Origin of the sequence: Streptomyces sp. ID05-39B, from assembly GCF_033794725.1 — a bacterium.
In the GTDB taxonomy this organism is placed as follows: Bacteria; Actinomycetota; Actinomycetes; order Streptomycetales; family Streptomycetaceae; genus Streptomyces; species Streptomyces bobili.
On sequence record NZ_JARGEF010000141.1, the window covers coordinates 1 to 21,008 of the forward strand.

General features: G+C 68.9%; 15 protein-coding genes. 6 read left to right on the top strand and 9 right to left on the bottom strand.

Annotated elements, in window-relative coordinates; all coding sequences use genetic code 11:
* Positions 1 to 363: 363 nt before the first annotated feature.
* The 3 genes from P1P75_RS26270 to thyX form a co-directional block, all read right to left on the bottom strand.
* A complete protein-coding gene (locus P1P75_RS26270; RefSeq protein ID WP_319259618.1) occupies positions 364 to 2,049 on the bottom strand; it encodes a ribonuclease J in 1,686 nt (561 codons plus the stop codon).
* Between the two features lie 127 nt (positions 2,050 to 2,176).
* A complete protein-coding gene (gene dapA, locus P1P75_RS26275; RefSeq protein ID WP_319259621.1) occupies positions 2,177 to 3,076 on the bottom strand; it encodes a 4-hydroxy-tetrahydrodipicolinate synthase in 900 nt (299 codons plus the stop codon).
* A 205-nt stretch (positions 3,077 to 3,281) separates the two neighbouring features.
* Positions 3,282 to 4,022: an FAD-dependent thymidylate synthase gene (gene thyX / locus P1P75_RS26280; RefSeq protein WP_319259624.1), complete on the bottom strand. Its 741-nt coding sequence runs from the start codon at positions 4,020 to 4,022 to the stop codon at positions 3,282 to 3,284.
* A gap of 208 nt (positions 4,023 to 4,230) precedes the next feature.
* Here thyX and P1P75_RS26285 point away from each other — a divergent pair, with 208 nt between their 5' ends.
* Positions 4,231 to 4,785: a hypothetical protein gene (locus P1P75_RS26285; protein ID WP_319259626.1), complete on the top strand. Its 555-nt coding sequence runs from the start codon at positions 4,231 to 4,233 to the stop codon at positions 4,783 to 4,785.
* 64 nt (positions 4,786 to 4,849) lie between these two features.
* On the opposite strand, the gene P1P75_RS26290 is transcribed toward P1P75_RS26285, so the two are convergent.
* From P1P75_RS26290 to rpsO, 5 genes are all read right to left on the bottom strand, one after another.
* Complete coding sequence (locus tag P1P75_RS26290) at positions 4,850 to 5,308, bottom strand: hypothetical protein (RefSeq protein WP_086766410.1); 459 nt, start codon at positions 5,306 to 5,308, stop codon at positions 4,850 to 4,852.
* A gap of 13 nt (positions 5,309 to 5,321) precedes the next feature.
* The gene (gene dapB, locus P1P75_RS26295) at positions 5,322 to 6,074 is read right to left on the bottom strand and encodes a 4-hydroxy-tetrahydrodipicolinate reductase (RefSeq protein ID WP_319259628.1); all 753 of its coding nucleotides are present in this window, start codon (positions 6,072 to 6,074) and stop codon (positions 5,322 to 5,324) included.
* A gap of 23 nt (positions 6,075 to 6,097) precedes the next feature.
* The gene (locus P1P75_RS26300; protein WP_319259630.1) at positions 6,098 to 7,477 is read right to left on the bottom strand and encodes a pitrilysin family protein; all 1,380 of its coding nucleotides are present in this window, start codon (positions 7,475 to 7,477) and stop codon (positions 6,098 to 6,100) included.
* Positions 7,474 to 9,693: a polyribonucleotide nucleotidyltransferase gene (locus P1P75_RS26305; RefSeq protein ID WP_073494903.1), complete on the bottom strand. Its 2,220-nt coding sequence runs from the start codon at positions 9,691 to 9,693 to the stop codon at positions 7,474 to 7,476. The genes P1P75_RS26300 and P1P75_RS26305 overlap by 4 nt, the downstream gene beginning before the upstream one ends.
* 294 nt (positions 9,694 to 9,987) lie before the next feature.
* Positions 9,988 to 10,275 carry a 30S ribosomal protein S15 gene (rpsO, locus tag P1P75_RS26310; RefSeq protein WP_073494901.1) on the bottom strand — a complete coding sequence of 96 codons (288 nt, stop codon included), beginning with the start codon at positions 10,273 to 10,275 and terminating at the stop codon, positions 9,988 to 9,990.
* A 348-nt stretch (positions 10,276 to 10,623) separates the two neighbouring features.
* On the opposite strand from rpsO, the gene P1P75_RS26315 reads away from it, so the two are divergent.
* Positions 10,624 to 10,917 (top strand): DUF397 domain-containing protein, encoded by a 294-nt coding sequence (locus P1P75_RS26315; protein WP_319259634.1) that lies wholly within the window; start codon positions 10,624 to 10,626, stop codon positions 10,915 to 10,917.
* A gap of 218 nt (positions 10,918 to 11,135) precedes the next feature.
* Here the strand turns inward: P1P75_RS26315 and eccD are convergent, their stop codons facing one another.
* The gene (gene eccD, locus P1P75_RS26320) at positions 11,136 to 12,641 is read right to left on the bottom strand and encodes a type VII secretion integral membrane protein EccD (RefSeq protein ID WP_319259637.1); all 1,506 of its coding nucleotides are present in this window, start codon (positions 12,639 to 12,641) and stop codon (positions 11,136 to 11,138) included.
* Positions 12,642 to 12,959: 318 nt separating this feature from the next.
* On the opposite strand from eccD, the gene eccCa reads away from it, so the two are divergent.
* The 4 genes from eccCa (at position 12,960) to P1P75_RS26340 (ending at position 20,655) form a co-directional block, all read left to right on the top strand.
* Positions 12,960 to 16,928 (top strand): type VII secretion protein EccCa, encoded by a 3,969-nt coding sequence (eccCa, locus tag P1P75_RS26325; protein ID WP_319259639.1) that lies wholly within the window; start codon positions 12,960 to 12,962, stop codon positions 16,926 to 16,928.
* A gap of 444 nt (positions 16,929 to 17,372) precedes the next feature.
* The gene (locus P1P75_RS26330; protein ID WP_319259641.1) at positions 17,373 to 17,816 is read left to right on the top strand and encodes a hypothetical protein; all 444 of its coding nucleotides are present in this window, start codon (positions 17,373 to 17,375) and stop codon (positions 17,814 to 17,816) included.
* A 5-nt stretch (positions 17,817 to 17,821) separates the two neighbouring features.
* Complete coding sequence (locus P1P75_RS26335) at positions 17,822 to 19,993, top strand: hypothetical protein (RefSeq protein ID WP_319259643.1); 2,172 nt, start codon at positions 17,822 to 17,824, stop codon at positions 19,991 to 19,993.
* The gene (locus P1P75_RS26340) at positions 19,993 to 20,655 is read left to right on the top strand and encodes a hypothetical protein (protein WP_319259646.1); all 663 of its coding nucleotides are present in this window, start codon (positions 19,993 to 19,995) and stop codon (positions 20,653 to 20,655) included. Before P1P75_RS26335 ends, P1P75_RS26340 begins: the two co-directional genes overlap by 1 nt.
* Positions 20,656 to 21,008 lie beyond the last annotated feature (353 nt).

Sequence of the window (21,008 nt, forward strand, 5' to 3'; positions counted from 1 at the left end):
GGCACGCTGTTGAGTTCTCAAGGAACGGACGCTTCCTTTGTACTCACCCGAGAGACTCTCTCAGGCTTTCCTCCGGGCGCTTCCCTTCGGTCTTGCGTTTCCGACTCTATCAGACCGTTTCCGGTTCCGATTTCCTCGGTGCTTTCCAGGTTCCCGCTTTTCTTTCGCGGTTTCCTTTCCGGCGGTTCCGACTTTATCAGAAGTTCTGAGTCGGTTTTCCCGCCCCTCCCGGTCACCGTCCGGCGCGATAGGCGTCGTGTGGTTCCCGTTCTGGCGGAGCCGTAAACGTACTGGAGCGGGGCGCCCCGATGCAAATCGAGGGGCCCCGCGCCGGGTTGACGCCTGTGAGGTGTCGTCAGCCGGTCAGACCTCCACGACGACCGGGAGGATCATCGGCCTGCGCCGGTAGGTGTCGGAGACCCATTTGCCCAGGGTGCGGCGGATGAGTTGCTGCAGCTGGTGGGGCTCGACCACTCCGTCCTGCGCCGAGCGTTCCAGGACCTCGTTGATCTTCGGGATGACGGCTCCGAAGGCCGAGTCGTCGATACCCGAGCCGCGGGCCTGGATGTGCGGGCCGGCGGTGATCTTGCCGGTCGAGGAGTCCACGACCAGGAAGACCGAGATGATGCCCTCGTCGCCGAGGATCTTCCGGTCCTTCAGGGCCGGCTCGCCCACATCGCCGACCGAGAGGCCGTCGACGTACACATAGCCCGCCTGGACCTTGCCGGTGATCTTGGCCTTGCCCTCGCCGAGGTCGACGACGACGCCGTCCTCGGCGATGACGATGCGGTCGTGCGGGACGCCGGTGAGGGCGCCCAGCTCGGCGTTTGCGCGCAGGTGGCGCCATTCGCCGTGGACCGGCATCAGGTTCTTCGGCCGGCAGATGTTGTAGAAGTAAAGGAGTTCGCCCGCGGACGCGTGGCCCGAGACGTGCACCTTGGCGTTGCCCTTGTGGATGACGTTCGCACCCCAGCGGGTCAGACCGTTGATCACGCGGTAGACCGCGTTCTCGTTGCCGGGGATGAGTGACGACGCCAGGATCACGGTGTCGCCGTCGACGATGCGGATCTGGTGATCACGGTTGGCCATGCGGGACAGGGCGGCCATCGGTTCGCCCTGCGAGCCCGTGCAGACCAGGACCACCTCGTGGTCCGGGAGGTCGTCGAGGGTACGGACGTCCACGACCAGTCCCGGCGGGACCTTCAGGTAGCCCAGATCGCGGGCGATCCCCATGTTGCGGACCATCGAGCGGCCGACGAAGGCGACCCTGCGGCCGTACTCGTGGGCCGCGTCCAGGATCTGCTGGATGCGGTGGACGTGGCTGGCGAAGCTGGCCACGATGATCCGCTTGCCGGCGTTCGCGAAGACCGTGCGCAGGACGTTGGAGATGTCCCGCTCGGGCGGGACGAACCCCGGGACCTCGGCGTTCGTCGAGTCAGAGAGGAGAAGGTCGATGCCCTCCTCGCTGAGCCGGGCGAAGGCGTGCAGGTCTGTCAGGCGGTTGTCCAGCGGGAGCTGGTCCATCTTGAAGTCGCCCGTGTGGACCACCATGCCGGCCGGCGTGCGGATGGCGACCGCGAGAGCGTCCGGGATGGAGTGGTTGACCGCGACGAACTCGCAGTCGAACGGGCCGATGCGCTCGCGGTGCCCCTCCTTCACCTCAAGGGTGTAGGGGCGGATGCGGTGCTCCTGGAGCTTGGCCTCGATGAGAGCAAGGGTCAGCTTGGAGCCGATCAGCGGGATGTCCGGCTTCTCCCGCAGGAGGTAGGGGACGGCGCCGATGTGGTCCTCGTGGCCATGGGTGAGGACGATGCCCTCGATGTCGTCGAGACGGTCCCGGATGGACGTGAAGTCCGGCAGGATCAGGTCGATGCCCGGCTGCTCCTCCTCGGGGAAGAGCACTCCGCAGTCGACGATCAGCAGGCGACCGCCGTACTCGAAGACCGTCATGTTGCGGCCGATCTCGCCGAGGCCGCCGAGCGGGGTGACCCTCAGGCTTCCTTCGGGGAGCGGCGGAGGCGGGCCCAGTTCGGGGTGCGGATGACTCAAAAGACTCTCCTCAAACACGCGCGCCACGTACCGGTCGGGCACGTGGCGCTCGTGACGTTCGTGCAGAAGCAGTTGTGGATGTGTGCAGGCACCGGTGGCCTGCCGTATTCAGTTGTGAAGTCTGGTGTCAGAGCTGTACCCCGCCGGCGGCGAGATCGATCTTGAGCTGGGCGATCTCCTCCGCGGTGAGTTCCACCATCGGTGGCCGCAGCGGGCCCGCGGGGAGGCCCTGGAGGGTGAGTGCGGCCTTGGTGGTCATGACGCCCTGGGTGCGGAACATGCCCGTGTAGACCGGGAGCAGCTTCTGGTGGATCTCCGCGGCCTTGTGCACGTCACCGGAGGTGAACGCGTCCACGAGGGCGCGCAGGTCCGGAGTGACGACATGGCCGACGACGGAGACGAAGCCGACCGCGCCCACGGAGAGCAGCGGCAGGTTCAGCATGTCGTCGCCGGAGTACCAGGCGAGGCCGGAGCGGGCGATGGCCCAGCTGGCGCGGCCGAGGTCGCCCTTGGCGTCCTTGTTGGCGACGATCCGCGGGTGCTCGGCCAGGCGCACGAGCGTCTCGGTGCTGATGGGGACGCCGCTGCGGCCGGGGATGTCGTAGAGCATGACGGGCAGCTCGGTGGCGTCGGCGATCGCCGTGAAGTGGCGGTACAGGCCCTCCTGCGGGGGCTTGTTGTAGTACGGCGTGACGACGAGTACGCCGTGCGCGCCGGTCTGCTGCGCCGCGCGCGCCAGCTCGATGCTGTGGTGGGTGTCGTTGGTGCCGACTCCGGCCACCACGTGGGCCCGGTCTCCGACGGCCTCCAGGACTACGCGTACCAGCTCCGATTTCTCCGCGTCACTGGTGGTGGGGGACTCGCCGGTGGTGCCGTTGACGATCAGGCCGTCGTTGCCTGCGTCCACCAGGTGGGTGGCGAGCCGCTGAGCGCCGTCGAGGTCGAGTGCGCCGTCCGCCGTGAACGGCGTGACCATGGCGGTGAGGACCCGCCCGAAGGGGGTCTGCGGAGTGGAGGTCGGAGCCATGGGTAACACGCTACTCGTTGCTCAGGGTGGGGTCTGCCCTCGGGGCAGGCGACAAGTGGTGACAAATGCGGAGCCCGGCACTGCCTGCTCGGGGGTTCAAGCAGTGCCGGGTCCGTTTGATCAGGCTAGATGAACTTCTCCAAATGCCGCAATACGGACACTTCGCGCGGATGATCCGTACATACGTCTCCGTCGGAGGGTGACGTCAGGGGGCGACCCGGCCGTTGGCGTTGAAGGCCGCGTGGGTGAGGGGCATGAGCCGCGCCCACTCGGCCTCCATCCTCTCGCCGACCATCTCGATCTCCCGCTGCGGGAAGGACGGGACCTTGGCCAGTTCGTGCTGGGTGCGCAGCCCGAGGAAGTGCATCAGCGAGCGCGCGTTGCAGGTGGCGTACATCGAGGAGAACAGGCCGACCGGGAGGACCGCTCGGGCGACCTCGCGGGCGACGCCGGCGGCGAGCATCTCCTGATAGGCCGAATAGGCCTGGCGGTAGGAATCCTCCATGCTGCGGCCGACCAGCGCCTGCTGGTCCTCGCTGCCCTCCACGAAGACGTACTTGCCGGGGCGGCCCTGCTGCACGAGCTTGCGGGAGGCGTCCGGGACGTAGAAGACGGGCTGCAGCTCCCGGTAGCGGCCCGACTCCTCGTTGTAGGACCAGCCGGCGCGGTGCCGCATGAACTCGCGGAAGACGAAGATCGGGGCGCTGATGAAGAAGGTCATCGAGTTGTGTTCGAAGGGGCTGCCGTGGCGGTCCCGCATCAGGTAGTTGATCAGGCCCTTCGAGCGTTCGGGGTCCTTCTTCAGCTCGTCCAGGGACTGCTCTCCGGCGGTGGAGACGCGGGCCGCGAACAGCACGTCCGCGTCGGACGCGGTGTGCTTGACCAGTTCGACGGTGACGTCGCTCCGGAGTTCGATCTTGGTTTCGTCGTCAGGGGTGGGGGTCACGGTTCGGGGGGTCCTTCCATCGCGTCTTCGGAGCGGCGCCAACTTTACGGGGGTCCCGGGCGGGAGGTTCCACGAGCGCCGCGGGATGCGGCGCTCGCACGCCTCGCAGGACCGCTGACCCCCGTCCGGACCCCCGAAGGTGGTGAGCGGGGACACGGCCGGATAGCCTCACCGGCACAGCCCACGCATGGACGAGTGAGGACCAGCCGTGCCCCTGCCCTTCCTGACGGCCGACCGCGCATTCGAGGCGGCGGACGACGTCGCGCTGCCCTTCGACGACCGGGAGCACTGGCGGCGGCCCTACCGGCCCGGCCCGTGGCGGGTCGCGGCGGCCGCGTTGTGCCTGCTGCTCGCGTCGTACGTGCTGTTCGCGGCGGTGGTCATCGCGTTGACCAGCTCGGTGTCCGAGGCCGGTGTCATCTTCGGTGTCTCGCTGCTGGTGATCGCCGGTGCGCTGCGGCTGCTGCGGATGGGGGTGTGGGTGAGTTCGCGCGGGGTGCGGCAGGTGAACTTCTTCGTCACGCGGACGGTGACCTGGAACCGGGTCATGGCGGTGCGGACAGCACAGCAGCCGGTGCGCTGGATGGGGCTGCCGCGGACCGTGCAGGGCCAGGCGCTGACCGTCGTACGGCGGGACCGGGCCGCGGAGGGGCCGCTGCCGCTGCTGACGACGCACGGGGCCGACTTCCTGGCGCGGCCGGAGGCGTTCGACCGGGCCGCGGACTCGGTGGAGGCGTGGGCCGACGAGTACCGCCGGCCCTGAGGTATCGCATACGTGAAGGGGCCCGGTCCGCGCAGGTGCGGACCGGGCCCCTTCACGTGTGGTCTCAGGGCGAGGCGGGATGCCGGGCGGCGCCGTGCAGGCTGATGGCGCGCTGCATCGCCTTGCGGGCGCGCGGGGTGTCTCGGGCGTCGTGGTAGGCGACGGCGAGACGGAACCAGGTGCGCCAGTCGTCGGGGGCGGCCTCCGTCTCGGCCTTGCGCCGGGCGAACACCTCGTCGGCCGAGTCACGGTCGACGCGGCCGCTGGGCATGCGCTTCAGCTCGTCGACGGGCAGGCCGCCCTCGGCGTCGAGTTCGGCGGCGAGCTGGTTGGCCCTACGGACGAACTGGGTGTTCTTCCACAGGAACCAGACGCCGATGACCGGCAGGATCAGTACCGCCACGCCGAAGGTGACGGTGAGGAGCGTGCCGGAGCGGATGAGCATGACGCCACGGCTGCCGGCCAGGACGAAGTAGAAGACCAGGACGGCGGCCGTCAGGGCGTAGGAGAGCTTTGCGCGCATGGCTGTCAGGGGCTCAGTTCAGGTCCAGGAAGTGTTCCAGGCCGAAGGTGAGGCCCGGAGTCGTCACCACGCGGCGGGCGCCCAGCAGGATGCCCGGCATGAAACTGCTGTGGTGCAGGGAGTCGTGGCGGACGGTCAGGGTCTCGCCCTCGCCGCCCAGCAGGACCTCCTGGTGTGCCAGCAGGCCGCGCAGCCGGATGGCGTGCACGGGCACGCCGTCGACGTCGGCGCCGCGGGCGCCGTCCAGGGCCGTCACGGTGGCGTCCGGGGCCGGGGCGGAGCCGGCGGCGCGGCGGGCCTCGGCGATGAGCTGGGCGGTGCGCGTGGCGGTGCCGGAGGGGGCGTCCACCTTGTTGGGGTGGTGCAGCTCGACGACCTCCACGGACTCGAAGTACGGCGCCGCGATCTGCGCGAACCTCATGGTCAGTACGGCCCCGATGGAGAAGTTCGGCGCGATGAGCACGCCCGTCCCCGGGGACCGCTCCAGCCAGCCGGTGAGCTGCGCGAGGCGCTCTTCGGTCCAGCCGGTGGTGCCGACGACGGCGTGGATGCCGTGCCGTACGCAGTAGTCGAGGTTGTCCATCACCGAGGCCGGGTTGGTCAGTTCCACCGCGACCTGGGCGCCGCTCTCGGCCAGCGTCTCCAGCTTGTCGCCCCGGCCGAGAGCGGCCACCAGCTCCATGTCCTCGGCGGCCTCGACCGCCCGGACCGCTTCGGCGCCGATGCGGCCCTTGGCGCCGAGAACCGCCACGCGCAGCTTGCTCATCTGTTGCTTCCTTACGGGAGGGGTTACGCGACGGCCTCGTTCAGACGGGACGCCTGCTTGTCCTTGAGCGGGCCGATGACCGACAGCGACGGGCGCTGCCCCAGGATGTCGCGGGCCACCTCGCGGACCTCGTCCGGGGTCACGGCCGCGATCCGGGTCAGCATGTCGTCGACCGACATCTGTTCGCCCCAGCACAGCTCGCTCTTGCCGATGCGGTTCATGAGCGCGCCGGTGTCCTCCAGGCCGAGGACGGTGGAGCCGCGGAGCTGGCCGATGGCGCGGCCGATCTCCTCGTCGGACAGGCCGTGCTCGGCGACGGTGTCGAGTTCGTCGCGGCAGATCTTCAGCACGTCGTGCACCTGGCTGGGACGGCAGCCGGCGTACACGCCGAACAGTCCGCAGTCGGCGAAGCCGGAGGTGTACGAGTAGACGCTGTAGGCCAGGCCGCGCTTCTCCCGGACCTCCTGGAACAGCCGGGAGGACATGCCGCCGCCGAGGGCGGTGTTCAGCACGCCGAGGGCCCAGCGGCGCTCGTCGGTGCGGGCCAGCCCGGGCATGCCGAGGACGACGTGCGCCTGTTCGGTCTTGCGGCCGATCAGCTCGACGCGGCCCGCGGTGCGGATGGTGCGCCGGCCGTCGCGCGGGGCGATGGGCGTGGCGTCGGGCTCCTTGAACGCGCCGGCCTTCTCGAAGGCGGCGCGGACCTGCCGTACGACCTTGTTGTGGTCGATGTTGCCCGCGGCGGCGACCACCAGGTGGGTGGGGTCGTAGTGCTTCTTGTAGAAGCGGCGGATGCGGTCGGCGGTGAGGGCGTTGACGGTGTCGACCGTGCCGAGGACGGGGCGGCCGAGGGCGTTGTCGCCGAACATGGTGTGCGCGAACAGGTCGTGCACGCCGTCGCCGGGGTCGTCCTCCGTCATCGCGATCTCCTCGAGGATCGCGCCGCGTTCGACGTTGACGTCCTCTTCGAGGATGAGGGAGCCGGTCAACATGTCGCTGACGACGTCGATGGCGAGCGGCAGGTCGGCATCGAGCACGCGCGCGTAGTAGCACGTGTACTCCTTCGCCGTGAAGGCGTTCATCTCGCCGCCGACCGCGTCGAGGGCGGAGGAGATGTCGAGCGCGGACCTGCGCCGGGTGCCCTTGAAGAGGAGGTGTTCGAGGTAGTGGGTGGCGCCGTTCAGCGCCGGGGTCTCGTCGCGGGAGCCGACGTGTGCCCAGATGCCGAAGGTCGCGGAGCGGACCGAGGGGAGCGTCTCGGTGACGATGCGCAGGCCGCCCGGGAGGGTGGTCTTGCGGACCGTGCCGATGCCGTTCTCGCCCTTGATGAGGGTTTGGGTACGGGCGACGGCCCGCGCCTCCGAAGAGGGGCGGGCCGTCACCTTGGGGCTACGGGACGTCACTGCTCGGCGTCGTCCTTCTTGTCGTCCTCGGCCGCTTCGCCCTCGACCACGGGGATCAGGGAGAGCTTGCCGCGGGAGTCGATCTCGGCGATCTCGACCTGGACCTTGGAGCCCACGGCGAGGACGTCCTCGACGTTCTCCACGCGCTTGCCGCCGGCGAGCTTGCGGATCTGCGAGATGTGCAGCAGTCCGTCCTTGCCCGGGAGCAGCGACACGAACGCGCCGAAGGTCGTCGTCTTCACGACGGTGCCCAGGTAACGCTCGCCGACCTCCGGCATGGTCGGGTTGGCGATCGAGTTGATCGTGGCACGGGCGGCCTCGGCGGACGGGCCGTCGACGGCGCCGATGTAGATCGTGCCGTCGTCCTCGATCGTGATGTCGGCGCCGGTGTCCTCCTGGATCTGGTTGATCATCTTGCCCTTGGGGCCGATGACCTCGCCGATCTTGTCTACGGGGATCTTGACGGTGATGATCCGCGGGGCGTTGGGGGACATCTCGTCCGGCGTGTCGATCGCTTCCATCATCACGTCGAGGATGTGGAGGCGGGCGTCACGGGCCTGCTTGAGGGCGGCGGCCAGGACGGAGGCGGGGATGCCGTCCAGCTTGGTGTCGAGCTGGAGGGCGGTGACGAACTCCTTGGTGCCGGCGACCTTGAAGTCCATGTCGCCGAAGGCGTCCTCCGCACCGAGGATGTCGGTGAGGGCGACGTAGTGCGTCTCGCCGTTGATCTCCTGGGAGATCAGGCCCATGGCGATACCGGCGACGGGGGCCTTGAGGGGCACACCGGCGTTCAGCAGCGACATGGTGGAGGCGCAGACCGAGCCCATGGACGTCGAGCCGTTGGAGCCGAGGGCCTCGGACACCTGACGGATCGCGTAGGGGAACTCCTCGCGCGTCGGCAGGACCGGCACGATGGCGCGCTCGGCGAGAGCGCCGTGGCCGATCTCGCGGCGCTTCGGGGAGCCGACGCGGCCGGTCTCGCCGACGGAGTACGGCGGGAAGTTGTAGTTGTGCATGTAGCGCTTGCGGGTCACCGGGGAGAGGGTGTCCAGCTGCTGCTCCATGCGGAGCATGTTGAGGGTGGTGACGCCCAGGATCTGGGTCTCGCCACGCTCGAACAGCGCGGAACCGTGCACGCGCGGGATGGCCTCGACCTCGGCGGCGAGCGTACGGATGTCCGTGACGCCGCGGCCGTCGATGCGCTTCTTCTCCTTGATCACGCGCTCGCGGACCAGCTGCTTGGTGAGCGAGCGGTACGCGGCGGAGATCTCCTTCTCGCGGCCTTCGAACTCCGGGAGGAGCTTCTCGGCGGCGAGCGCCTTGACGCGGTCCAGCTCGGCCTCGCGGTCCTGCTTGCCGGCGATCGTCAGCGCGGAGGACAGCTCCGGGCGGACGGCGGCGGACAGCGCCTCCAGGATGTCGTCCTGGTAGTCGAGGAAGATCGGGAACTCGCCGGTCGGCTTGGCGGCCTTGGCGGCGAGGTCGGCCTGGGCCTTGCAGAGCACCTTGATGAAGGGCTTCGCGGCGTCCAGACCGGAGGCGACGACCTCTTCGGTCGGCGCCTCGGCGCCGCCTTCGATCAGCTTGATGGTCTTCTCGGTGGCCTCGGCCTCGACCATCATGATCGCGACGTCGCCGTCCTCGAGGACGCGACCGGCGACGACCATGTCGAAGACGGCGTCCTCGAGCTCGGTGTGCGTCGGGAACGCGACCCACTGGCCGCGGATCAGCGCGACGCGGACGCCGCCGACCGGGCCGGAGAAGGGCAGACCGGCCAGCTGCGTGGACGCGGACGCGGCGTTGATCGCCACGACGTCGTACAGGTGGTCGGGGTTGAGCGCCATGATCGTGGCGACGACCTGGATCTCGTTGCGAAGGCCCTTCTTGAAGGACGGACGCAGCGGGCGGTCGATCAGGCGGCAGGTGAGGATGGCGTCCTCGGAGGGGCGGCCCTCACGACGGAAGAAGCTGCCGGGGATCTTGCCGGCGGCGTACATCCGCTCCTCGACGTCCACCGTCAGGGGGAAGAAGTCGAGCTGGTCCTTGGGGTTCTTGGACGCGGTGGTGGCGGACAGCACCATGGTGTCGTCGTCCAGGTAGGCCACGGCCGAGCCGGCGGCCTGGCGGGCCAGACGGCCCGTCTCGAAGCGGATGGTGCGGGTGCCGAAAGTGCCGTTGTCGATGACGGCTTCGGCGTAGTGGGTCTCGTTCTCCACTAGCGTTTTCTCCTCGTCCTCGTCCCCTGGGCTGCCCGTGTGGCAGGGGGACGGTGGCGGAGAGGCGCTGCGTGCGGTGCGGGCCGGTCTTCGATCGAAGCACCCGGGTCCACTTCCCCCCGGGGGCCACTACCGAGGACCGGCGGCGGCTACGCGCGCCTCTCCTCGTCTGTGTCGTGCGTATTGCGTTCTGCTACCACACTACAAAGCGTGGGTGACACTCCGCACGTTTGCGTACGTACGGCAAAGGGAGCGGTCCCCGACAGTGACGGGAACCGCTCCCTTCATGGCGTCCTACTTGGCGCCGGCCGCACCGCGGCGGATGCCGAGGCGGTCGACCAGGGCGCGGAAGCGCTGGATGTCCTTCTTGGCCAGGTACTGCAGCAGCCGGCGGCGCTGACCGACCAGGATGAGCAGACCACGACGGGAGTGGTGGTCGTGCTTGTGGGTCTTGAGGTGCTCGGTCAGGTCGGAGATCCGACGGGAGAGCATGGCGACCTGGACCTCGGGGGAGCCGGTGTCGCCCTCCTTCTGGCCGAACTCGCCGATGATCTGCTTCTTCGTAGCGGCGTCGAGCGACACGCGTACTCCTCGTAGTCTGTGGGTGGCCACCGAGTGCCCCCGGTCTGTGTCTCGGGGGAGCTTCCGTTACTCGGAAGGCGGGGATCCGCTGGGCGCGGCCTCCAGAACCATCAGGGCTTCCTGAGGGCGATCCGGGGGTGCGTACACAAACGGCCGTCCATCAGCGTACCAGGGGGCGGCGGGCGGATTCGCCGCGGTCCGGGAACCGCTGAGGCGGCGACCGGTGGGCCACTAGGGTGAACGCTCGGATCGTTCGTTCATGAGGGAACGCTGTTCGTCCGTACAGGAACGTTGTCGGTCCGTACACGAACGTGGTTCGTCCGTACGTCGGGAAGGGGTCGCTGCGACATGGCGGAGACGGCTGAGGAGATCAAGGCGCGCAAGGAGCGGGAGAGGGACGAGCTGTACGCCCTCGACATCTCCGGCGTCGAGTGGCACAGCGCGCCCGGCACCGAGGAGCACGAGGAGCGGGTGGAGATCGCCTATCTGCCCGCCGGTGCCGTGGCGATGCGGTCGTCGCTCGACCCCGACACCGTGCTGCGCTACACGGAGGCGGAGTGGCGCGCCTTCGTCCTGGGTGCGCGGGACGGCGAGTTCGACCTGGAGCCCGCGCCGCACATCGGCGGGCCGGCGGCGCAGTAGGCAGTGCCGTGAGCGGTGTGGCGGCCGGCCGTTGCCGGCCGCCACGCGCGCGTGGGCACCGGGTGGGCCTTGCGCCGGAGCCGCTGTCCGGCCGCCACGCGCGCGAAGTACATCCGATCCGGGTGGGCGTTGCGCGCCGGAGCCGCAGTCCGGCCGCCACGCGCGCGAAGTCATCCGGGTACAGATGCTCTTCCGCGGTCGGGCAGGTCCCGACCCGGTCAGCTCGTCATCGCTCGGGCTGCCGCGTAGACGTCGAAGACGGCCAGCGCCAGCGGCACCAGGGTGAGCAGGACGAAGCCCTCGGCGATCTCCATGAACCGTCCCCAGAACGGTGTGAGGCCGCCGCGCGAGCCGATCAGCCCGATCGTGGTGACGAGCGCGGAGGCCGCCGCGATGGCCGCGACCAGCCAGATCGTCCGGATGTCGAGGTCGGCGCGGTCGCCCGTGAGGGCGTCGCGGACCGCGGACAGCGGCGGGTTCAGCGCCAGCCCGAGGCCGAGCAGCATGAGAGAGGCGAGGCCGGCCGCGAGGACGGGGGCGACCTGCGCCGTGTAGCGGAAGAGGCCGGCGCGCATCAGCAGGGCGACGCCCACGGCCAGGGCCAGGAGCTGGGCCCACAGGTCGTCGGAGAAGCCGAGGACGGCGCAGGCGCCGACCGCGATCAGGGCACAGCCTCCGACCAGTCCGACGAGGAGTTCGTGGCCGCGGCGGGCCTGGGCGGTGATCCGCTCGACGTCGACCGGCTCCTGGGGAGCGGGGTCGGCACCGTACGCGCTGCGCGGGGCGGTGGCGGCGGCGTCGAAGCCGATCGGCAGGCGGGCGAAGCGCATGGACAGGCCGGGCAGGAAGGCCAGGGCACCGACGGCGACGGGGGCGCACAGCGCGGCGGTCTCGGCCGGCGTCCAGTGCGCGAGGATCGCCGCGAACACGGCGGCGACCCCGGCGCCGGATGCCACGACGAAGGCGACGAACGGGCCGTCCCCGCCCGGCGAGCAGAGGGTGAGGAGGACCGCGGCGAGCAGGACCGCCGCGCAGGCCAGGAGGAACTGGAGTTTGCCGATGCCCTGGCCCTCGGCGAGTTCGAGGAGCCCCGAGCCGGCCACGCCGACGTTGGGCAGCGCGCCGAGTCCGAGGGCGATGGCCGAGGGCCGGTCGTCGTAGACGCGGGCGCGGACGCAGGCGAGGGCGACCAGGAGGACGCCGACGACGGCGGCGAGGACGCCGGGCAGCGAGTGCATGTCGTGGCGCGGGTCGCCGGTCCAGGCCACGAAGGCGAGCAGGACGGGCAGGACGCCTCCCCCGACGAGGCCGGCGGCGCGGGTCAGGTCACCGCCCCACAGGGCGTGCTCGCGGGTCACGGCCGCGGCGACGGCCTCGGAGACGTCGTCGATGACGGCGGGCGGCAGCGACTCGGAGAAGGGACGCAGCGTGAGGAGTTCGCCGTCGAGGATGTGCTGCGCGGCGAACGAGCGGGAGCCGTCGAGGACGGTGCCGTCCCGGCGTACGAGGTGGTAGCCGACCGGCGCTCCCTCGGCGGGGCTCTGCCGGGAGAGCCGCAGGATCTCCGGGTAGATGTCGACGACGGGGATGTCGTCGGGCAGGGCCACGTCGATCCGGCTGTCCGGCGCGACGATCGTGACGCGGCAGAAGCCGAGGCCCGCCCCGGAGGCCGCGCCCGGTCCCTGCCCTGCTCCAGTGGCTGTCGCGGAGGCCGTGATGCTCACCTGACTGCTCCCCCTCAGTGATGGTTCCGCGTCGGCGGTGTGAAAATTTGTGGGCCCTGTCGCGCCGCGTGCGACCGACGGGTCCGGCCGGGCGGCGAAACGGCCGCCGTCGGGCGGCCGGAGGGCGCCGAACCGTTCCGGATCTCACGGAATGTCCCGGCTTTTCCGGACCGACTCGCATGTGCTCACGCGAACATCCGGCACCCTACCGCCCCCTCGTCGCACAAGAAGTCAGTAGGATCACGCGGCGGCCTGCGTCCGCCTGACACGGGGTGGCGGACGGTACTTTCCCGGGGCCGGCAAGGGAATTGGTGAGCAGTGAGCCACATCGTCGTGAAGCGCCCTCCCCGGGCCCTGCCGTCCGAGGTGCCCACGGGCGAGATCGTCGTGCAGCCTCCGCCGGAGTTGCCCCGGGGCAACCAGGAGAGCGTGCTGATGCAACTCCTGCCCACCCTGGGCATGGGCGGCTCTGTCGTCTTCTTCTTCACGAGCGGTCAGCCGTTCATGAGGATCATGGGCATGGTCATGATCGCCTCGACGATCGCCATGTCCGTCGCGATGGTGATCCGCTTCCGCCGCGGCAACCAGGGGCAGTTGGCGGACCTGCGCCGGGACTATCTGAGCTATCTGAGGCAGACCCGGGTGCGGACGGTCGACACCGCGAGGGCGCAGCGGGACGCGCAGTACTACCTGCACCCCTCCCCCGAGCAGCTGTGGGCGCTGGTCGCCGAGGGCAGCCGGGTGTGGGAACGGCGCCCCGGTGACGAGGACTTCGCCCAGGTCCGCATCGGCCTCGGCGCCCAGTCGCTGGCCACTCCGCTCGTCACCCCCGAGAGCGGTCCCGTCGAGCAGCTGGAGCCGCTGACGGCGGGCGCGCTGCAGCGCTTCCTCGCCGTCCACAGCACCCTGGACGCCCTGCCGATGGCGGTCTCCCTGCGTGCCTTCTACCACGTCACCGTGAGCGGCGATCCGCAGTCGGTACGGTCCTCCGCACGCGCCATGGCGGGTTCGCTGGCCGCGCTGCACTCCCCGCAGGACCTGATCCTCGTGGTCGCGGCGGGCCGGGAGGAACTCCCGCACTGGGAGTGGGCCAAGTGGCTGCCGCACGTGCAGGCGCCGGGCACGGTCGACGGCGCGGGCAGCCGCAGGCTGATCGGTGCTGACACGCGCGAGTTGGAGGAACTGATCGCCTCCCGGCTCACCGGCCGTCCGCGGTTCCACCCCAACGCGGCCCCGCTGGCGGAGGAACCGCACATCGTCGTCGTGCTCGACGGCGTCTCCCTGCCGCCCGACTCGTTCCTGGCCAATCCGGAAGGGCTCCAGGGTGTGACGGTCCTGGAGGTCGTCCCCGGCGAGCTGACCGGGCCCGGCGGCGAGCTCTCCATCGTCGTGGAACCGGGCGTGCTGCACCTGGAGTCGGGGCACGGGGCGGTCTACGAAGGGACGCCCGACGCGCTGTCGTACGAGTCCGCCGAGGTGCTCGCCCGGCAGTTGGCGCCGCTGCGCATGGCCTCCGGTGGGGACGACGACGAACCCCTGCTGGCCAACCTGGAGTTCACCGACCTGCTGAGCCTCGGTGACGCGGCCTCGGTCGACCCCCTGCGCACCTGGCGGCCGCGCTCGATGGCGGAGCGGCTTCGGGTGCCGATCGGCGTCGGCGAGGACGGCCGTCCGGTGATGCTGGACCTCAAGGAGGCGGCGCAGGAGGGCATGGGCCCGCACGGCCTGTGCGTGGGCGCGACCGGTTCCGGCAAGTCCGAACTGCTGCGCACCCTGGTGCTGGGCCTCGCCGTCACCCACTCCTCGGAGACCCTGAACTTCGTCCTCGCCGACTTCAAGGGCGGTGCCACCTTCGCCGGCATGGCGCAGATGCCGCACGTCGCGGCCGTGATCACCAACCTGGCGGACGACCTGACGCTGGTCGACCGCATGGGCGACTCCATCCGCGGCGAGCTGAACCGCCGCCAGGAGATGCTGCGCGACGCCGGAAACTACGCCAACATCCACGACTACGAGAAGGCGCGTGCGGCCGGCGCCGCGCTCCAGCCGATTCCCTCACTGGTCCTGGTCATCGACGAGTTCAGCGAACTGCTGACCGCCAAGCCGGACTTCATCGAGATGTTCGTGCAGATCGGCCGCATCGGACGCTCGCTCGGCGTGCACCTGCTGCTGGCCTCGCAGCGCCTGGAGGAGGGCCGGCTGCGCGGCCTGGAGACGTATCTGTCGTACCGCATCGGCCTGCGCACCTTCTCGGCCGCGGAGTCGCGGGCGGCGCTGGGCGTGCCCGACGCGTACACGCTGCCCAACGTGCCCGGTTCCGGCTTCCTGAAGTTCGGCACGGACGAGATGCTCCGGTTCAAGGCGGCGTACGTCTCCGGCGTCTACCGTTCCTCCCCGCAGCGGGCGGCCGGCGGCGGCCCGCTGCCGCTGGACCGGCAGCCGGTGCTGTTCACGGCGGCCGAGGTGCCGGTGCGGTACGTGCCGGTGCCCCAGCAGCGCCCCTCCGGGGACGACCCCGAGGTCGACGAGGCCCTCGCCGACACCGTCCTCGACGTCATCGTGCGCCGGCTGGAGGCACAGGGCCCGGCGGCCCACCAGGTGTGGCTGCCGCCGCTGGACAGCCCGCCCTCGCTCGACTCGCTCCTGCCGGGCCTCACGGCCGTACCGGGCCGCGGACTCACCCAGCCGGGGTACGAGGGCGCGGGCCGCCTGGTCGTCCCGGTCGGCCTGGTCGACAAGCCGTTCGAGCAGCGCCGGGACGCCCTGTGGGTGGACTTCTCCGGCGCCGCGGGCCACATGCAGATCCTCGGCGGCCCGCAGTCCGGCAAGTCGACCCTGCTGCGCTCGCTGATCTCCTCCTTCGCCCTCACCCACACCCCGCACGAGGTCCAGTTCTACGGCCTCGACTTCGGCGGCGGCGGCATGGCCTCGCTGGCCGGACTGCCGCACGTCGGCGGAGTGGCCTCCCGGCTGGACCCGGAGCGGGTGCGGCGCACGGTCGCCGAGGTGTACGGCGTGCTGAACCGCCGCGAGGAGTACTTCCGCTCCGCGGGCATCCCCTCGATCACCGAGTTCCGGGCCCGGCGCGCCAGGGGCGACATCTCGGTCACCGACCAGCCGTGGGGTGACGTCTTCCTCGTCATCGACGGCTGGGGCAACTTCCGCGCCGACTACGAGGCACTCGACCAGGTGATCCACGAGATCGCCGCCCGCGGACTCGGCTACGGCATCCACCTGGTCCTGACGGCCTCGCGCTCGATGGAGGTCCGGGCCGCCCTCAAGGACCACCTGATGAACCGCCTGGAGCTGCGGCTCGGCGACACGATGGACTCCGAGGTGGACCGCAAGGCCGCCGCGAACGTCCCGACCGGTGTGCCCGGTCGCGGCCTGTCACCGCAGAAACTGCACTTCATGGCGGCGGTGCCGCGCATCGACGGCCTCGCCTCCGACACCGACCTCGCCGACGCCACCCAGGCGCTGTCCGCGGAGGTCTCCCGCCACTGGGAGGCCCCCGGCGCCCCCGAGGTTCGGCTGCTGCCGCGCGAGTTCCCGGCCGCGCAGCTGCCCTCGGGCGGCCGGTTCCCGCAGCGCGGGGTCGCCTTCTCCCTCGACGAGAACAACCTCGAACCGGTGTTCCTCGACTTCGAGCAGGATCCCTTCTTCCTCGTCTTCGGCGAGAGCGAGTCGGGCAAGTCCAACCTGCTGCGGCTGCTGATCAAGCAGCTCACGGAGCGTTACGCGGGCGACGACTGCAAGTTCTTCGTGGTCGACAACCGGCGCTCCCTGCTGGGCGCGACCCCGCCCTCGCACCTCGCCGAGTACATCCCCATGTCCAACGCCATGGACCACCACATGTCCGCGCTCGCCGACCTGATGAAACGCCGGTCGCCGACCGCCGACGTCACGGCACAGCAACTCCGGGACCGCAGCTGGTGGCGTGGACCGACCGTGTTCGTCGTCATCGACGACTACGACCTCGTGGCCACGTCCAGCGGCAACCCGCTGGCCGGACTGACCGAGCTGCTCCCCTTCGCCCGCGACGTCGGCGTCCGCTTCATCGTCGCCCGCTCGACGGCCGGCGCCGGGCGCGCCTCCTACGAGGCGTTCATGCAGCGCATCAAGGAACTCGGCGCGCAGGGCGTGGTGCTGGCGGGCGACCCGGGCGAGGGCGACCTCCTCGGCGGGGTACGGCCACGGCCGATGCCCGCGGGGCGGGGAATCTTCGTGTCGCGACGGCGGGGGAAGCCGTTGGTTCAGGTGGGGTTGTTTCCGGACGAGATGGACTGAGATCTCGTCGTACCCGAGTGGCGGGTTGCCGTATCCGGCGGGCTGGTTGTCGTATCGGGTGGGCCGCGTTGTCGTCGGAAGGGGCCTGGAGGGACACAGAGTTGGTCGGCGTAGGGATCTTCGTGCTCCTGTTGGCCCTGGTACTGGCCGGGCTCGGCTCGGCCGACCAACGAGCCCTTTGGTGGCGCTTCCAGGCCAAACGGTTCCGGGACCCGGCAGCGAACGAGCCGTCGGACTCGGCATATCGGTCGCAACGGGTCCTGGTCTTGCTGTGTGCGGCAGTCATGGTGGGCATGGCGACATGGACGTTTTTGCTGGCTCTGGATGCGTGAGACAACGCCGGTGTCCATTTTTGGTGGCTGCTGGGACCGACGCGTCCGATGTGCGGGTTTCATGGGGCCACAGGGATACGGGGACAACCCGGACACGGGGAAGGATTCACGCATGGCGTGGGACGAGTGGGAGCAGCTCAAGAGCGCGGCGGCGGAGCAGCCGACACGGATGCAACTCAACCAGTATCCGGCCGACCAGGGTGGGGACGGCACTCAGGGCGACCTCGTAATGGGGCATCAGGATCTTGAGGCGGTCGGCAAGGCGGCCCATGCCCTGTTCGATGACTTCACGACCTACAGCGGACACGCGCGCGTGGCATCGGCGGCGGCCGCTGGCGGACTCAAGGGCGAGGGTTTCGCGCTGGGGGCCGCGCTCGATCACGTGACAGAGCGCTGGAGCAAGCAGTCGAAGACCCTGCTGGACGCTTGCGCCCACATCTCCAACCACCTGCGGTTCACCAAGAACCAGCACGTCGCCGACGACTCGTACATCTCCGGCACGGTCAGCAGCATCGCCCTTCTGGACGAGGGCTTCGACGACCGGAAGGGCCACTGACACCGATGGACCTCGACGCCCTGCGCTACGGCGATTTTTCCAAGCTCGGTGAAGCGGTCACCGACTGGGAGCAGATGACGAAGAAGCTCGCGGACCTGCAGAGAGACGCCGAGAGCAACCTCAAGGCGAAGGCGGACAAGGCCAAGTGGGCTGGCGTCAACGCCACCGTAACCCGGGAGTTCATCACCAAAACCGCAGCCGAGTTCGCCGATGCGCACACCCAGGCCGACTCCATCACCAAGATCCTCAGCGACACTCGCGGCGAACTCATCGGATTCCGGTCCCAGTTGATCGAAGCCATCACCCGAGGTGCCCAACAGCACCTGACGGTGATCGACACCGGCGCGGGCACATTCACCGTCACTGACAGCATCCGGCCGGACTGGGCGTCCGACCCCAGCGGGAAGACCGGCGCGACGGACCAAAAGGCGGTGGACGGCCTCCGCAACGAGATCCAGGGCATCCTGAGCAAGGCGACACAGAGCGACAACAGCGCCGCGAAGGTCCTGCGGCTCCTCGTCGATCAGGCCAAGTACGGCTTCGCCGATGCCTCCTATACTGACCGGGACTCTGCGGCCAAGGCCGTCGCGGCGGCGGAAAAACTGGCCAAGATGGCCAAGAATCCCGCCGACATGAGCCTCCACGACATCGCGGACTTCAACCGCACGATGGAGCTGTACAACGGCGACTCCCTGTTCGCGGAGCAGTTCGCGTCCCGACTGGGTCCCAAGGGAACGCTCCAGTTCTGGACCGAGATGACCCACGCCCACGCTGGGGCCAGGGACACGGAACTGGACACGATGAAGAGCCTCCAGAAGAACCTGAGCCTGACTCTGGCGACGGCGTCCTTCTCCGACTCCGAAGCCATGCAGGAATGGAAGAAGGACCTCATCGCAGAACGGAACACCAACTTCCGCGCTGCCGGCTCGGTCAACCCGATCGGGGCACTCGGCTCGCAGGTCATCAGCAGCCTGCTCCGAGAGGGCCCGTACGACACCGAGTTCCTGGACGACTACCGGGAAGAGATCTTCAAGGCGGACAAGGGAGCGGGGGACGCGGGCACGCGTGACCTCTGGGTCAAGGGGTACGACGCCCTGGACCTCGTCTTTGGTGACGGCAACGGTCGGGATCCGCTTAACGGACTGTTCGAAGGTCTCTCCCACAACCCCGAGGCAGCAACGAACGCGTTCGAGTCCAAGGCGGACCTGGACCACATGCTGGGCACCACGGTGTACACCGATCGAGGGGAGTCTTTGGGGCGGGCGCTGGAGGCCGCCACGACCGGCGCGTCCGCGGGCGACACGACCCAGCAGGCCCCGCCGCACAGCGAGACACAAGTACGCATCATGAAGAACATCATGGAGGCTGTCGCGCAGCCAGGCGGGGGCGCGGCCCTTGTGAGTAAGGGGCTTGGAGACAGCTTCGGCAATATGGCGGCCTCCTACATGCCAGAGATCAGCCAGACACTCGCTGGTCATGGCGCGGAACCGATCTTCCTAACGAACAGTGACGACCCTGATGGCCTGGAGGAGGTCCGGGATGTCGTCAGGTTCCTCTCCGCGGTGTCCACCGATCCAGACGGAAGAGCAGGGATCGTCCTCGGAGAGAGCATCTACACCAGCACGCTCCTCGAAGCGCACCTCACGGATCCGGCCTTGTTCGACGGCTCCCAGGAGCAAGTCCTCACGGACATCGGCAAGAACGCGGGGACCATCGAGGGCATCGTTGCTCATTCCCTTGCGGACGATGAAGTGCGCGCAGCCGTCAAGGGCGAGACGGAGTACAACAACGCCCTAAAGGCGAAAGGAGACTTCGCCAAGACCTGGGTCGCGATCGGCCTGGCCAACATGTCCGTACCCGACGCGTACGGAGGAGCGGCGATGGGGGCCGCGGGCGGAGGAATGCTCGGAGCTATCGCCGGGTTGGCAGTCGACCGCGTACTCGAGGGCCAGCAACTCGAGGGCACCAAGGACCGGGCCCTCTACGACAGCGCCAAGGACTTCTACAATTCACGCGACTCAGTGAGTCAGCAGGCGCAATGGGCTGCAGCGGACACTATCGACCGGAACAACCTGGACCTACCCGAACAAGGCACTCAAGACCTGATCCGTGACGCTGTGAATGAGGGTTATGACGCCAGCGATGATCTACTGAAAAGAACGAAGGAGCGCCCCTGATGGACAAGTCGACGTGGAGTCCAGAAAGAATCGCCACATGGAAAAGCGGGAAAGGCTTCCTGTTCTGCCTCGCAGTTCTGAGTCTCCTGGGTGGCGCCACATGGATCTTCTTTGTCAAGGGCCTTTATCTACTCCCTGAGAAAATGTGTGACGGTGCGCTCAAGCGGAGCGCGGTCACTCAGATTCTGCCACATTCGCGATCGGCGAACGATGGCTCCAATCGTCGAGGCACCGGGGACGACTTCAGCTCTTCCTGCTACGTCACCACAAGCAACGATTCATCCATCTCTGGCCAAGCGGATATCCGACCGCTTTCCAAGGATAAATGGCTCGAAAGCTATCAGAGTGGCGGTAGAGACAACCGGATCGTCCATGTCTCCGTCCAAGGCATAGAAGCTGTGGCTCAACTCGATCCCGAGGACATCGCCGCAGGGGTGTACGTGCCCTGCGTTCCTCGCGTCGCCCCTTCCTACAACGCCTCTGAGGTTTACGCAGTCATCGCTGAGGTGGGGGTCGCCGGAGACACCAAGGTCACCGGCGCGGCACTGCGACAGGCTCTGACCGATATCGCCTATCGCCTCACCGAGCGCGCCTACGAACTGGCCGAGTGCAAGGACCCGCGCGACTTCCCAAAGGAACTGCCCCACTACGAGGAGGACTGATGACGGCGAAGAGATCATCAAGAACTTCGACGGACGCGGTCGCGTACATCTGCAGTTCGCCCGGAATACGAGTGCCGAGCGATGCCGCCGCATGATGCAAATCGCCCATGCACCTGGCTACAAGCCGTTGTTCACCGACACTCTCGGTCGCAGGGAATTCCCCCGTCACTACGAACGCGACGATCCCCCGCAAGCCCGTCGCCGGGCCGAGCAGACCCTCGCTCGTTTGCACGCGGGCGGCCCAGTGCAGCCACACATCCAGGAACTCCCGCCCCCGTCTCACTCTTCCTCTTATACCAACCTGACGCTACCACCGACGCTAGAGACGCAGCACCCGCTGGTGACCTCACCTC

Coding starts and splice junctions, on each gene's coding strand:
- P1P75_RS26315 (WP_319259634.1), top strand. CDS start 10,624: ATGGCGGAGACGGCTGAGGAGATCAAGGCGCGCAAGGAGCGGGAGAGG.
- dapB (WP_319259628.1), bottom strand. CDS start 6,074: ATGAGCAAGCTGCGCGTGGCGGTTCTCGGCGCCAAGGGCCGCATCGGC.
- P1P75_RS26330 (WP_319259641.1), top strand. CDS start 17,373: ATGGCGTGGGACGAGTGGGAGCAGCTCAAGAGCGCGGCGGCGGAGCAG.
- P1P75_RS26335 (WP_319259643.1), top strand. CDS start 17,822: ATGGACCTCGACGCCCTGCGCTACGGCGATTTTTCCAAGCTCGGTGAA.
- dapA (WP_319259621.1), bottom strand. CDS start 3,076: ATGGCTCCGACCTCCACTCCGCAGACCCCCTTCGGGCGGGTCCTCACC.
- P1P75_RS26340 (WP_319259646.1), top strand. CDS start 19,993: ATGGACAAGTCGACGTGGAGTCCAGAAAGAATCGCCACATGGAAAAGC.
- P1P75_RS26290 (WP_086766410.1), bottom strand. CDS start 5,308: ATGCGCGCAAAGCTCTCCTACGCCCTGACGGCCGCCGTCCTGGTCTTC.